Consider the following 14,014-nt stretch of genomic DNA (forward strand, 5'->3'; position numbering starts at 1 on the left):
AGGCTTTTTTGGCGCGCCTGAAAATTTTGCAGACCGGCGCTTCAGCGGCTGCGCGCCAGCGCCACCCCCGCCGTGGCCACCACGAAGCCGGCCACCTGCACCGGCGTCAGCGTCTCGCCCAGCAGCGCCCAGGCCTGCAGCGCCGACAGCGGCGGCACGATGAGCAGCAGCGCCGCCGTGCGCGTGGCGTCGCCGTGGCGCATCTGCCAGATCAGCAGCGTGGCGCCGCCCACCGACAGCACCAGCACCGCGTAGGCAAAGTAGCCCCACAGCAGGGCCGAGCCATCCCAGCGCGGCGTGCCCACCGCCCAGGCCAGCACGATCAGCACCGCCACGGCGCCCAGGTTCTGCACGCAGCTGGCGCCGCGCAGGTCGCCGGCGGCCAGGGGCAGCTTTTGCACCATCGAGCCCACGGTGAGCGACAGCACCGAGCCCACGGCCACCAGCACCACGGGCAGGGCCAGCGCCTGCTGGGCGCCGGCCTGCAGGCGCGGCCACAGCACCAGCGCCACGCCGCCAAAGCCCAGCACCAGCCCGGTCCAGGTGCGCAGCGGCAGCCGCTGGCGCAGCACCAGCACGGCGATCAGCGCGGTAAAGAGCGGCTGCAGCGCGCCGATGAGCGCCGTGACGCCCGCGCCCAGCCCATGCCCCATGGCCCACCAGCCGGCGCCCAGGTACAGCCCGCTCATCAGCGCGCCGGCCAGCAGATGCAAGCCGATGCGCCGCGCCCCGCGCGGCCAGGGCACGCGCGCGGCCCAGGCGGCGGCGGCGAACAGCGCCGCCACGCACAGCAGCCGCAGCGCCAGAAAGTAAAACGGGTCGGCGTGGTGGCTGACGTCGCGCCCGACCAGAAAGCCCGACGACCAGATCAGCACGAAGGCCACCGGCGCGCCCACCTGGGCGGCTGCGCCGCCGGGCGCGCGGGGCGGGCCGGCCATCAGCGGCGGGCGGCGGCGCGCACGCCAGCGCCCCGCACCTCGATGTGGATTTCATCGAGCACCTGGCCGCGCGCGTCCAGCAGCTGCACGCGGTGGCGCCCCGGCCAGGGCAGCCAGTCCCATTCGCGCCCGCGGCCGGCCGCCTTGCCGTCGATGTGCCAGGCCAGCGCCTGGCCGGGCAGGCCGTCGCCGGCGGCAAAGTGCAGACGCTGGTTCGCGGGTGGGATGTCCGGGTCCAGCGCCACGATGGTGCCGGGCGCCGGCGCCACGATGCGCGCGGGGGCGGCGGCAGCGCCATCACCGGGTTTTAGGTCTTTTTGGCCTCTAGCGCCCGCCACGCCTGCGCTGGCAGCTATGGTATCGGTAGCAAAAACGGCCTGCTGCGTGCCGGCGATAAACCATTCCTGGCGCGGGCTTTCGATCCAGTCGCCGGCGCCGGCTTCGAACCGCACGGCCTGGCGCACCACGCCGGCGGGCGGCGCGGGGGCGCGGCTGGGGGTGGACTGGTGCAACCACTGCATGACTTCGGCCCAGATGGGCGCGGCGCCGCTGCTGCCGCTCACGTCGTGCATGGCCGCGCCGCTGGCATTGCCCACCCACACCCCCACGGTGTAGCGCTGCGACCAGCCCACGGCCCAGTTGTCGCGCATGTCCTTGCTGGTGCCGGTCTTCACCGCTGTCCAGAAACGCGTGGCCAGCAGGCTGTCCGGCCCGAAGGTGCGCACGCGGGCGTTGGCGTCCGACAGGATGTCGCCCACGATGAAGGCCGCGCCCGCGTCCAGCGCCTGGGCGGCGGCGGGCGGCGGCGCGCCGCCCGCGCGCAGGCGGGGCGGGCTGTAGCGCCCGCCGTTGGCCAGGGCGCGGTAGGCGTTGGCCAGGTGCAGCAGCTGCACCTCGCTGCTGCCCAGCGCCAGGCTGTAGCCGTAGTAGCCGCCCGACTCGGGCAAGGCCAGGCCCAGGGCGCGCAGCTGGGTGAAGAAGGCCTCCGGCGTGACCATGACCAGGGTGCGCACCGCCGGCACGTTCAGCGACGCGGCCAGCGCCGTGCGCGCCGACACCAGGCCCTTGAACTGCCGGTCGTAGTTCTGCGGGATGTACAGGCCGCTGGCCGTGGGGATGTGGGCGCTGGAATCCTCGATGAGCGAGGCGGCCGTCAGGCGCCGCTCGGCCAGCGCCTGGGCATACAGGAAGGGCTTGAGCGTGGAGCCCGGCTGGCGCAGCGCCAGCACGCCGTCCACCTCGCCGGCCTGGCTCAAAGACCCGGACGAGCCCACCCAGGCCAGCACCTCGCCGCTGGCGTTGTCCAGCACCACTAGCGCGCCGTCCTGCACATTGCGCCCGGCCAGCTCGCGCAGGTGGCGCGACAGCGACTGCACGGCCACGCGCTGCAGCGGGGCGCTGAGCGGCAACCGCTCAGGGGCTGCGGCGGCCTGCGCGCCGCCGCCCGCCGCGCGCAGCCACTGGCGCGCAAAGTGCGGGGCGATGCCCTCGCTGGGCGTCCAGGCGCGCCGCTGCAGCGCGCCGGCCACGAACAGCTCCAGCGCGTCGCAGTCCACTGCAGCAGCCCTTTTCTCCTTTCGGGCCGCGGCCCGCTGCGCCGCCATGTCGCGCAGCACGCCGCAGGCGCGGCGCGCCACCACGTCCGGCCGGGCGTTGGGCGCGCGCACCAGGGCGGCGGCGACAGCGGCCTCGCGCTCGTCCAGGCCGTGGGCGGCCTTGGCGAACAGCGTGCGCGACAGAGCGTCCAGGCCGACGACCTCGCCGCGAAACGGCACCAGGTTCAGGTAGGCCTCCAGGATCTGGTCCTTGCGCCAGCGCCGGTCCAGCACCTGCGCGGCCACGGCCTGGCCGAGCTTTTGCGCCACGCTGCGCCCGCCGGCGCTCTGGCGCCAGTCCTCGTCCAGCAGGCCGGCCAGCTGCATGGTGATGGTGCTGGCCCCGCGCGTGCGCTGGTTCCACAGGTTGGCCCAGGCAGCGGCGGAGACGGCGGCCCAGTCCACGCCGCTGTGCTCGTAAAAGCGCCGGTCTTCGCTGAGCACCAGCGCGTTGCGCAGCGCGGGCGACACATCACCCAGGCCCAGCCACTGGCCGCGGCGCACCGCGCTGTCGATGCGCACGCGCTGCAGCACCTCGCCCTCGCGCGAGAGCAGCTGCAGGTCGGACGGCCGCGTGGCGGCGCGTACTTCATCGAAGGTGGGCAGGGCATGGGCCAGCGGTGCGGCCAGGGCCAGGCACAGCAGCAGCAGCAGGAAACGGAGGGCGGACGGCAAGGCGTGAAAAGGGGCAAAGGCAGGGCCACGCCATGGTAAGCGCGCGGCGCAGGCCCTGCCCCACTTGATTCACATCAAAACCGCACCGCCAGCACGCGCCCAGACTGACCGGCATGCCTACCCCGCCGCCACCCGGCCCGCGCCGCAAGAAATTCCCCGCCAACCCTGCCCATCCCGAGCGCACCTGCTGGGGTTGCGACCGCTACTGCGCGGCGGACGCGATGCTGTGCGGCAACGGTTCGGAGCGCAGCCAGCACCCGGCCGAGCTGTTCGGTCCGGACTGGGCGGAGTGGCTGCCGCCCGAGGAAGGCCAGAGCGCGCGGGATGACGCGGACGGCGAGGACGGCGATCAGCCCAGCGCCAGCAGCACCGGCTGATGGTCCGACGCCTGGGTTGCGCCGTCGATCTGCATGGCCCGCACCCGGCCCTTGAGCGAGTCGCTAACCCAGACGAAGTCGCAGGCGATGGGCTGCCCTGAAAAGCGGCGGTCGAACAGGCAGAACGTGGGCGGCTGGGGCGTGTGCGGGTGCAGCAGCCGCCAGGCGTCGTGCAGCGCCGGCACGCCGGGCTCGGCCCAACCTGCGGCCTCTTCGGCGGACAGGGGCGCGGCCAGGTGGGCGTATTCGGGTTCGCCGGCCTGCAGGTTGAAGTCGCCGCACAGCACGGCGTGCGGGGTGTGCGGCTGGTCCTGGAAAGGCGAGCCGTCGGCTGCCGGCGCGGGCGGGCGCGCCGCCTGGGCGCAGGCCTGCAGGTGCAGGGCGCGCAGGGCACGGGCCTGGGCCATGCGCTGCACGCGCGAGTAGTACTCCAGGTGGGTGGTCATGACGCGCACGGCGCCCAGCAGGGGGCTGGCCACCGTCAGCACGCTGCACAGGCGCGGCATGCTGCGCACGCCGGCGTCCGCCGGGTAGGGCAGCGGGTGGTGCTGCAGCTGCAGCACGGGCAGCCGGGTAGCGACCAGGTTGCCGAAGCGCTGGCGGCCGGCGGCTGTCCAGGTGTCCACGGCGGCGCCGAAGAAGACCTGCCAGCCGGGCGGCAGCGCCTGGCGCACCTGCGCCACCTGGTCGCCGGGGGTGCCGGGCAGGCCGGGGTGGTTCACGGCGATCTCCTGCAGGCACAGGACGTCGGGCGCGTCCATGGACAGGGCGTCGCGCACGATGCGCGCAACGTCCACGCGGCCGTCCAGGCCGCAGCACCATTGGGTGTCCCAGGTGACGAGCTGCATGGGTTGGGTGGGGCGTGGGTCCGGCCTCAGGCCGCGGCCAGGCCCAGCAGGGCGCGGGCCTCGTCGGTGCTGGCCACCTCGCGCCCGGCGCGGCGCGCGCACTGCACGAGCTGCTCGATCAGGGGGCCGTTGGATTCGGCCTTGGCGCCGTCCGGCAGGTAGAAGCTGTCCTCCAGCCCGGTGCGCAGGTGCCCGCCGAGCTCGGCCACGCGCTGGTGCACGGGCCAGATTTCGCTGCGGCCGATGACCGTGGCCTGCCAGGGCGCGCCTTCGATCTTGAGCTTGAGCAAAATCGGCAGCAGGTCGGGGTCGGCCGGCATGCCGGACTCCACGCCCATGACGAAGTTGTATTCAGGCAGGCCGCGCGTGTACATGCCCGTCTGCACGTACATCTGCACGCAGCGCACGATGCCCACGTCGAAGCACTCGAACTCCGGCAGCGTGCCGGTCTCGGCCATCACGTCGAGAAAATCCTGCACCTTGGCCGGCTGGTTGTCGAACAGCATGGGCGGCCAGGCCCAGCTGCCGTTGGCGCGCACCTTCAGGTAGTTCAGCGAGCCGGCGTTGCACGCCGCCATCTCGGGCCGGGTGGCGCGCAGGCAGTCCAGCGGGCCCTGGTAGTGCGGGCCGACCACGCCGGTGGTCTGGTTGATGATGATGCCGGGGCAGGCCTCGCGCATGGCCTGCACGCAGTCGATGGCGACCTGCGGGTCCCAGCTGGGCAGATGCCCCTTGCCCGGCTCCTGGCTGCGAAAGTGCACGTGGATGACGCTGGCGCCGGCCTCAAAGGCGCGGCGTGCCTCCCTGGCCAGCTGCTCGGGCGTGACGGGCACGTGGTGCTGCTGCGGGTCGGTCAGCACGCCAGTGATGGCGCAGGTGACGATGGCCTTGTTGGCGGGGTTGTGGCTCATGGGGGGTTGTCTCCTGTGGGGGCTGTCACAGACCCAGCTGCCGCGCAGCCAGATCCTTCATGATTTCTTCTGCGCCGCCGCCGATCATCATGACCTTGACCTCGCGGTAGATGCGCTCGCTCACCGTGCCGCGCATGAAGCCCATGCCGCCCAGGATCTGCACGGCCTGGTCGGCGCAGAACTGCATGGTCTGCGTGGCGTGGTTCTTCAAAAGGCAGACCTGGGCGACCCACTCGGGCCCTGTATTGCCCGCATCGGCGCGCGCAGCAATGGCCTCGCACCACGCGGCGGTGGACTGGATGCGCATCTGCATGTCGGCCAGCTTGTGGCGGATGACCTGGTGCTCGACGAGCGCCGCGCCAAACGCCCGGCGCTGGCGCGCCCAGGCCAGGGCCTCGTCGAAGCAGGCCTCGGCAAAGCCCAGCGCCGAGGCCGCCAGGCCGAAGCGCTCGGCGTTGAAGTTGCCCATGATGATGCGAAAGCCCGCGCCCTCCTCGCCCAGCAGGTAGCGGGCGGGCACGCGCACCTCGTCGAAGCGCAGGTGGGCCGTGTCGGAGCACAGCCAGCCCATCTTGGCCAGAGCGCTGCGCGACAGGCCGGCGCTGCTGCCGGGGATGAGCAGCATGGAGATGCCGCCGCTGCCGCGCGCGCCCGGCTCGCCCGTGCGCACGGCGGCCGTGATCCAGTCGGCGCGCATGCCGGAGGTGATGAACACCTTCTCGCCGCTGACGACGTAGTCATCCCCGTCGCGCCGCGCGGTGGTGGCCAGGCGCGCCACGTCGGAGCCGCCGCCCGGCTCGGTGATGGCCAGCGCCGCAATCTGCTCGCCGGCCAGCACCGGCGGGATGACCTCGGCGCGCACGGCGTCGCTGCCCCAGGCCACCACGGGCGGCAGGCCGATGTTGTGCGACAGCAGGCTCGCCAGCACGCCGCCACTGGTGCCATGGCGGCTCAAGGCCCGCCACAGCGGCAGGCGCAGCGCATAGCTGGCGGGCGTGCCGCCGTATTCCTCGGGGTAGCCCAGGCCCAGCAGGCCGAGCTCTGCGGCGCGGCGGTACAGCGCGCGGGGGAACTCGCCCGCCGCGTCCCAGGCGTCCACGTGCGGGGCGATCTCGGTGCGGGCGAAACGGGTGACGGTGTCTGCCAGAGCCTCGCGGTCGGCGCGGGCCTCGTCCAGGCTGCGCTGCAGGTCGAGGCTGCTGCCGGTCATGCTGCGGCCTCCTGGGTTTGAGCGGCAGGTGCCAGGCGCGCCAGCACCTGGCCGGGGGTCACCTGCTGGCCCACGGCCACCAGCAGCTCGACGAGCACCGCGGCCACGGGCACCGTCAGGCTGTGCTCCAGCTTCATGGATTCGATGACCAGCACCGTGTCGTGCGCAGCCAGCTGCTGGCCGGCCGCCGCCGGCAGGGCCACCACGCGGCCGTTGAAGGGCGCGCGCAGCTCGCCCGCCCCGCCCTGCCCGCCGGCGCGGGCCGCTGTCTCGTGCGAGGCGTCCTCCACCCAGCCGTCGATACCGCCGGCCTGCCAGTGCCAGCGCGTCGCGCCCACGGCCACGGCGCGCACGCGCTGGTCGGCCCAGGCCGCGCCCAGCGGGGTGACGCGCACGCCGCCTTCCGCCTGCAGGGCCAGCTGCACGCTGCCGTCCAGCGCTTTGCCCGTGGCCGGGTCGGCGCCCTCAATGTGCAAGCGGCCGCCGCCCAGCTCGCGCACAGCCAAGGCGTGCACCTGGTCCTGGTGGCGCAGGCGCAGCGGGCGCTGCAGGCTGCAGGGCAGCGCGGGGCCGCCTGCTGGATTGGTAGTGAAAATGGCCGCTAACGCAGATGGGACAAGCGCTGGCAGCTCCTCTTTCAATAGTGCATCGCGGATCGCAACCGCCTGCTGCGCCAGAAACGGCACCAGCGCCTGGCCCGCCACGAACTGCGGATGCGCCAGGCATTCGGCCAAAAAGGCCCGGTTGGTCGGCAGGCCCAGCACCTGGGTGGCGTGCAGCGAGCGCACCAGCGCGGCGATGGCCTCGCCGCGCGTGGGCGCGTGCACGATCAGCTTGCCCAACATGGCGTCGTAGTGCGGCGATACCTCCGTGCCCCGCTCCAGCGCATGGTCAAAGCGCAGCGCGCCCATGGCCGCGCGCTCGAAGGCCGCGTGCGTGGGCGCCTCGAAATGCAGCACCCGGCCGGTGTGCGGATGGAACTGCGCGTCCTCCGCGCACAGGCGCACCTCGATGGCGTGGCCCTGCAGGCGCACGTCCGGCTGCGCCAGCGGCAGCGGCTCGCCGCGCGCCACGCGGATCTGCCACTCCACCAGGTCCAGGCCGGTGAGCGCCTCGGTCACCGGGTGCTCCACCTGCAGGCGGGTGTTCATCTCCATCAGGTAGAACTGTTCGCCGTCCAGCAGAAACTCCACCGTGCCTGCGCCCACGTAGCCCGCGGCCTGCGCCAAGGCCACGGCGGCTGCGCCCATGTGCGCGCGCAGGGCTTCTCCGACCGCCGGGCTGGGGGATTCCTCGATGAGCTTTTGATGCCGGCGCTGCACCGAGCAGTCGCGCTCGGCCAGGTGGATGCAGTGGCCGTGGGCGTCGGCGAACACCTGCACCTCGACGTGGCGCGGCGCCAGCAGGGCGCGCTCGACCAGCAGGTCACCGCAGCCAAAGCCGGCCAGCGCCTCCGAGCGCGCGCTGGCCAGGGCCGCGGGCAGCTGCGCAGCGCCATTCACCAGCCGCATGCCGCGCCCGCCGCCGCCGGCCACGGCTTTGACCATGACGGGGTAGCCGATGCGCGCGGCCTCGACCGCGAAGCGCTCGTCGCTCTGGTCTTCGCCCGCGTAGCCTGGCAGGCAGGGCACGCCGTGCTGCTGCGCCAGCTGCTTGGCGCCGGCCTTGCTGCCCAGGACGCGGATGGAGGCGGGCGGCGGGCCGATCCAGGCAAGGCCCGCGTCCTGCACGGCCTGGGCGAAGTCGGCGTTCTCGCTCAAAAAGCCATAGCCCGGGTGTACGGCATCGGCGCCGCTGGCGCGCGCTGCCGCCAGCAGCTTGTCGATGCGCAGGTAGCTGTCGCCGCTGGCCGCACCGCCCAGCGCCACGGCCTGCGTGGCCTCGCGCACGTGCAGGGCGCGGGCGTCGGGGTCGGAATAGACGGCGACGGTGTCGATCCCCATGCGCCGGGCGGTGTGGATGACGCGGCGGGCGATCTCGCCGCGGTTGGCAATCAAGATCTTCTTCATGCGTCGCTCCCATGCGGCGAGGTCGCCCGCCAGCCCGCTGCGCGGGCTGGGGCGATGTGCTGCGCCCTGCCTGCGGCAGGAACACCGCGGTTCGCAATCAATTTCTTCTTCATGGGCTCATGCTCCAAGGTGCCGGCTGGCGCGCGCCAAAGGCGGCCAGGCCCAACGGGGCCTCGCTGCCGCGCAGCGACTGGGCAAACAACTGAGCGGCGGCGTCCAGCAGATCAGGCAGAGGCTGCTCGCGTTCTTCCAGCAGCAGACGCTTGGTGGCAGCCACGGCCTGCGGGGCGGCCTGGGCGTAGCGAGCCACGGCGGCGTTCAGGGCGGCCTGCAGGCCATCGGCATCGGCGATCTCGTCGGCCATACCGTCGCGCAAGGCCGCTGCGGCGCCGTGGCGCTGGCCAGTCAGCAGCCAGCGGCGGGCAGCGGTGGGCCCCAGACGCCGCACCACGAAGGGCGCGATCTGCGCCGGCACCACGCCCAGCGTCACCTCGGGCGTGGCGAACTGCGCGCCCTCGGCCGCCAGCACATGGTCGGCGCAGCAGACCAGGCCCACGCCGCCGCCCATGGCCGCGCCTTCGACCACGGCGATCAGCCACTGCGGCAGCGCGCACAGCGCCTCCAGCAGCGCGCCGAAGCGGCGGTTTATGGGGACCAGGGGGTCGGCCGCGCCCTCGGCCAGCGGCTGGCCGATGGCTTTTGCGAAGCCGCCCAGGCTGCCGCCCGCGCAGAAATGCCCGCCCGCACCGCGCAGCACCACGCCGCGCAGGCCGGCGTCGCCGCGGGCGCGCCCGGCCGCGGCCAGCAGCGCACCCACCATGCCGTCGCTCAAGGCGTTGCGGCTGGCCGGGGCGTTCAGGGTCCAGGTCTCAACGAAGCCAGCGGCCAGGGGCTGGCGTTTGATCAGCAGTTCATCGCTCATGCGTGCCGGCCTCTTGTTCAGCGCGCCGGGCGCTTGGCGATGCCCATGGTTTTGGCAATGATCCCCAGCATGACCTCGTCGGCACCCCCGCCGATGGACGCCAGGCGCCCGTCGCGGTACATGCGCGCGACCTTGTTTTCCAGCGTGAAGCCCATGCCGCCCCAGAACTGCAGGCAGGTGTCGGTCACCAGGCGGTTCAGGCGGCCGGCTTTCAGCTTGGCCATGCTGGCCAGCTCCAGCACGTCCTGGCCGCTCACGTACAGCTCGCCGGCGCGCCAGGTCAACGCGCGCAGGCATTCCACCTCGGTCTTCATCTCGGCCAGCTTGAACTGCACCCACTGCTGGTCGGCCAGGGTGGCGCCAAACATCTTGCGCTCCTGTGCCCACTGCACCGTCCAGTCGATGCAGTTGGCCAGCGACTCCAGGCAGCTGACCGCGCACCACAGGCGCTCTTCCTGGAACTGCTGCATCTGGTAGATGAAGCCCTGCCCCTCCTGGCCGATCAGGTAGCGCTGCGGCACGCGCACCTCGTCGAAGTACAACAGGCCCGTGTCGCTGCTGTCCATGCCGATCTTGCGGATCTTGCTGGCCACATCGATGCCCGGCAGCAGGCGGCCCGCCTCGCGCAGCGGCACCATGACCAGGCTCTTGTTCTTGTGCGCCGGCCCGTCGCTGGTGTTGACCAGCATGCACATCCAGTCGGCCTGCAGGCTGTTGGTGATCCACATCTTCTGGCCGGTGATGACGTAGTCGCCGCCATCCTTGCGCGCGAAGCTTTTGATGGCCGAGACGTCGCTGCCCGCGCCGGGCTCGCTCACGCCGATGCAGCCCACCACGTCGCCGGCAATCGCTGGTGCCAGGAACTGGCGCTTGAGCTCATCGCTGCCGTAGCGCGCCAGCGCCGGGGTGCACATGTCCGTCTGCACGCCGATGGCCATGGGCACGCCGCCGCAGTGGATGTGCCCCAGCGTCTCGGCCATGGCCATGCCGTAGGAGTAGTCCAGCCCCGCGCCGCCGTACTCCTCGGGCTTGGTCAGGCCCAGCAGGCCCAGGTCGCCCAGCTTCTTGAAGACCTCGTGCGCAGGGAAGATCTCGGCCTCCTCCCACTCGTCCACATGGGGATTGATCTCCTCGTCGATGAAGCGCTTGAGGGTCTTCTGGATCTCGCGGTGCTCGTGCGTGAGTTGCATGGGGGTGTCTCCGTTCTCGTCTTGTGTGTGTGTGTCTGGGGCGGCCCGGGCGCTACATGCGCGCCACGCCGAACTGCATGGGGCGCACGGCGCGGGCGGCGCCTTCGGCGATGGTGTCCAGGCAGAAGGCCAGCACGGCGCGGGTGTCGCGCGGGTCGATCACGCCGTCGTCCAGCAGCAGGCCGCTGGTGTGGGCCACGTCGGCCTGCTGCTCGAACATGGCCACGATGCGCTCGTACTGGGCCTGCATCTCGGCCGGATCGGGCGTGAGGCCTTTGCGCGCGAGAGCCCCTTCGGTGACGATCTGCATGGTGCGCGCGGCCTGCTCGCCGCCCATGACGGCCGTCTTGGCACCGGGCCAGCTGAACAGGAAGCGCGGTGCGTAGCCGCGCCCGCACATGCCGTAGTTGCCGGCGCCAAAGCTGGCGCCGCACTGGATGGTCAGCTGCGGCACGGTGGCGTTGGTGACGGCCTGGATCATCTTGCTGCCGTGCTTGATCATTCCGCCCTGCTCGCTGTCCTTGCCCACCATGTAGCCGGTGGTGTTCTGCAGATAGACGATGGGCTGGCCCAGCTGGCACATCCACTGGATGAAGTGCGTGGCCTTGCTGGCCCCGGCCACGTCGATGGGGCCGTTGTTGCTGATGAAGCCCACGGCGTGGCCCGCGATGCGCCCTTGCGCGCAGACGGTGGCGGCGCCGTAGCGGGCCTTGAACTCCAGCAGCTCGGAGCGGTCCGTCAGGTGCGCGATGACCTCGCGCATATCCACCGGCTGGCGCAGGTCGTCGGGCATCAGGCCCAGCAAATCATCCTGGGGCAGCAGCGGCTCAAAAGCCGTGCGCGGCGGCGCCTGCCGCGCCCAGTCCATCTGCGCAAGAACGGCGCGCGCCATGCCGATGGCCTCGCGGTCGTCGCCGGCCAGGTACTCGCCCAGGCCGGAGACGGCCGTGTGCATCTCGGCGCCGCCCAGCTCCTCCTCGGTGGCGATCTCGCCGGTGGCGGCCTTGAGCAGGGGCGGGCCGGCCAAAAAGGCGCGCGAGCGGCCCTGCACCATGACCACCACGTCCGACAGCCCCGGCATGTAGGCCCCGCCGGCCGTGCCCGAGCCGTGCTGCACGGTGATCACCGGGATGCCGGCGGCGGACAGGCGCGCCAGGTTGCGAAACAGCGCGCCACCGCGCACGAAGCCTTCCACGCGGTAGCGCATCAGGTTGGCGCCGGCGCTCTCCACCAGGTGGACGAAGGGCAGGCGGTTTTCCAGGGCGATGTCTTGCAGGCGCAGGATTTTTTCCAGGCCCATGGGCTGGATGGCACCGGCCTCTATACCTGAGTCGCTGGCCACCACCATGCAGCGCACGCCTGACACGAAGCCGATGCCGGCGATCACGCCGCCGCCGGGCACGGACCGAGCCGCGTCTTTCGTGTCGTGCAGGTAGCCGGCCAGGTCCATCAGCGGCAGCCAGGGCGCGCCGGCGTCCAGCAGCAGCGCCACGCGCTGGCGCGGCAGCAGCTGGCCACGCTTTTCGAACTGGGGCAGCGAGCGTGCCGAGGCGGCGGCCGCCCGCTCCTGCAGGTCGCGCAGGCCTTGCAGGCGCGCCAGCAGCGCCTCGCGGCGGCGCAGCGCGTCGGGGGCGCCGGCGTTGTGGCGCGAGGTGAAGGCGGTGGGACTGCTCATGCGTCCTCCCGCCCCGCCGGGGCCGCAGCGAACACCCGCGGCGTCTGCGCCCGGTGAAAGCCTTCGAACGGCCGGACCGCGGCGCGCTGGCGCACCGTCTCATCCGGCTGCTGCATGCCCCAGCCCAGGCGCGCCTGCGGGCGGGCGCCGTCCACGCGCAGCGTGGCGCCGCTGATGAAGGCGGCCGCCGGGCTGAGCAGGAAGGCGATGGCCGCGGAGATTTCGGCTTCAGTCCCCATGCGACCCAGCGGCACGGTACGCGGCATGGCGCGCAGCAGCTCGGCCGCCTGGGGCGGGTAGTTGTCCATGCCGCTGGAGGCGATGTAGCCCGGCGCCACGGCGTTCACGCGCACGCCGGCACGCGCCCACTCCACGGCCGCCGTCTCGGTGAAGCTGACCATGCCGGCGCGCGCCGCGCCGCTGTGGCCCATGCCGGGCATGGAGCCCCACATGTCCGCCACCACGTTGACGATCGCGCCGCCGTGCGCGCCCATCCACTGCGTGAAGCACTCGCGCGCCAGCAAAAAGCCACCCGTCAGATTGGTGTTGACAACCGCCTCCCATCCCTTGGCGGAGATGGCCTCCAGCGGCGACATGAACTGCCCGCCGGCGTTGTTGACCAGGCCGTCGATGCGCCCGTGCGTGGCCAGCACCTCGCGCACCAGGGCGGCCACGCCGTCTTCGCTGCGGATGTCGCAGGCCTGCCAGGTGGCCAAGCCGCCGTCGGCGGCGATCTCCTGCTGCACGGCGGCCAGCTTGTCCGCCTTGCGCCCGACCAGCACCACTTTGGCACCCAGGTGGGCCAGCTCGTGCGCCGTACAGCGGCCGATGCCCGAGCCGCCGCCGGTAACGACGACGACCTGCCCGGCAAACAGACCGGGCGCGAAAACCGAGCCGTAAGCGGCCGGTGCTTGGGGAAGTGCGGCAGTCATGGATGGGCTCCTTCTGCCGGCGCCCTGGTGAACAGCGCCATGGCCTGCTCGGCCAGCGCGTCCAGGCTCAGGCCCTTCTTGGGCGAATACCAGCTCACCGACCAGTTCAGCGCGCCGAAGATGAACAGGCGCGCCACGGCCGGCTCGGCCTGCAGCAGGCCCTGGCGGGCCAGGCCCTGCAGCGCGGGCATCCAGTCGGCCTCATAGGCGTCCTTGATGCGGGCCACGTCCTTGCGCTGGGCGGCGGTGAGCGAGCGCCATTCGTACAGCATCACCGGGATGAAGCCGCTGCGCGGGCCGAGCAGGATTTCGAAGTGGTGGCGCACCAGCACGCGCAGCTGCTCGCGCGGGCTGGCGCCGTCGCCCAGGGCCTGCAGCGTGAGCTGCTGGCTTTGCAGCGCCTCGGCCATGCCCTCGGCCATGACGGCATGCAGCAGCGCGCTCTTGCTCTTGAAGTGGTAGTAGGGCGAGCCGCTGTGCATGCCCACCGCGGCGGCGATGTCGCGCGTGCTGGTGGCCGCGTAGCCCTTGGACAAGAACAGCCGCGCCGCCTTGTCCATGAGCTTGCGGCGGCGGTTGCCGTCGTCCTGGTCCTCGGCCGTCTTGCGCGGGCGGCCGCGCGGGCGGCGCTGCGGCGGATCGGCAGCGGGCTGCGGATTGGCGCCAGCCGGGGGCGCGGCGCTGCTGGAAGGCTTTGCTGATGGCATGGTCAGACCTTAGCAAAGCCATTTA

General features: G+C 72.3%; 12 protein-coding genes. 1 reads left to right on the forward strand and 11 read right to left on the reverse strand.

Annotation, left to right across the window (positions count from 1 at the left end; translation table 11 throughout):
* Positions 1–41: 41 nt before the first annotated feature.
* Together C7H73_RS12845 and pbpC are read right to left on the reverse strand one after the other, a co-directional pair.
* Complete coding sequence (locus C7H73_RS12845; RefSeq protein WP_106847008.1) at positions 42–938, reverse strand: DMT family transporter; 897 nt, start codon at positions 936–938, stop codon at positions 42–44.
* Entirely contained in the window at positions 938–3,208 is a 2,271-nt protein-coding gene (pbpC, locus tag C7H73_RS12850; RefSeq protein ID WP_193483924.1) for a penicillin-binding protein 1C, read from the reverse strand. The genes C7H73_RS12845 and pbpC overlap by 1 nt, the downstream gene beginning before the upstream one ends.
* Positions 3,209–3,321: 113 nt before the next feature.
* Here pbpC and C7H73_RS12855 point away from each other — a divergent pair, with 113 nt between their 5' ends.
* The gene (locus tag C7H73_RS12855; protein WP_106847009.1) at positions 3,322–3,585 is read left to right on the forward strand and encodes a DUF3079 domain-containing protein; all 264 of its coding nucleotides are present in this window, start codon (positions 3,322–3,324) and stop codon (positions 3,583–3,585) included.
* On the opposite strand, the gene C7H73_RS12860 is transcribed toward C7H73_RS12855, so the two are convergent.
* From C7H73_RS12860 to C7H73_RS12900, 9 genes are all read right to left on the reverse strand, one after another.
* Positions 3,558–4,433 carry an endonuclease/exonuclease/phosphatase family protein gene (locus C7H73_RS12860; protein ID WP_106847010.1) on the reverse strand — a complete coding sequence of 292 codons (876 nt, stop codon included), beginning with the start codon at positions 4,431–4,433 and terminating at the stop codon, positions 3,558–3,560. The two genes, C7H73_RS12855 and C7H73_RS12860, sit on opposite strands and share 28 nt — an antisense overlap.
* Positions 4,434–4,459: 26 nt before the next feature.
* A complete protein-coding gene (locus C7H73_RS12865) occupies positions 4,460–5,344 on the reverse strand; it encodes a BKACE family enzyme (RefSeq protein WP_106847011.1) in 885 nt (294 codons plus the stop codon).
* Positions 5,345–5,369: 25 nt separating this feature from the next.
* Entirely contained in the window at positions 5,370–6,554 is a 1,185-nt protein-coding gene (locus C7H73_RS12870; RefSeq protein ID WP_106847012.1) for an acyl-CoA dehydrogenase family protein, read from the reverse strand.
* The gene (locus C7H73_RS12875) at positions 6,551–8,563 is read right to left on the reverse strand and encodes an acetyl/propionyl/methylcrotonyl-CoA carboxylase subunit alpha (RefSeq protein WP_106847013.1); all 2,013 of its coding nucleotides are present in this window, start codon (positions 8,561–8,563) and stop codon (positions 6,551–6,553) included. The genes C7H73_RS12870 and C7H73_RS12875 overlap by 4 nt, the downstream gene beginning before the upstream one ends.
* A gap of 109 nt (positions 8,564–8,672) precedes the next feature.
* Complete coding sequence (locus C7H73_RS12880) at positions 8,673–9,485, reverse strand: enoyl-CoA hydratase/isomerase family protein (protein ID WP_106847014.1); 813 nt, start codon at positions 9,483–9,485, stop codon at positions 8,673–8,675.
* A gap of 17 nt (positions 9,486–9,502) precedes the next feature.
* Complete coding sequence (locus tag C7H73_RS12885) at positions 9,503–10,675, reverse strand: acyl-CoA dehydrogenase family protein (protein ID WP_106847015.1); 1,173 nt, start codon at positions 10,673–10,675, stop codon at positions 9,503–9,505.
* Between the two features lie 52 nt (positions 10,676–10,727).
* Entirely contained in the window at positions 10,728–12,350 is a 1,623-nt protein-coding gene (locus C7H73_RS12890) for an acyl-CoA carboxylase subunit beta (RefSeq protein WP_106847016.1), read from the reverse strand.
* A complete protein-coding gene (locus tag C7H73_RS12895; RefSeq protein WP_106847017.1) occupies positions 12,347–13,282 on the reverse strand; it encodes an SDR family oxidoreductase in 936 nt (311 codons plus the stop codon). The genes C7H73_RS12890 and C7H73_RS12895 overlap by 4 nt, the downstream gene beginning before the upstream one ends.
* Complete coding sequence (locus C7H73_RS12900; RefSeq protein ID WP_106847018.1) at positions 13,279–13,989, reverse strand: TetR/AcrR family transcriptional regulator; 711 nt, start codon at positions 13,987–13,989, stop codon at positions 13,279–13,281. Before C7H73_RS12900 ends, C7H73_RS12895 begins: the two co-directional genes overlap by 4 nt.
* Between the last annotated feature and the right edge of the window lie 25 nt (positions 13,990–14,014).

Origin of the sequence: Pulveribacter suum (assembly GCF_003013695.1) — a bacterium.
GTDB lineage: Bacteria > Pseudomonadota > Gammaproteobacteria > Burkholderiales > Burkholderiaceae_C > Melaminivora > Melaminivora suum.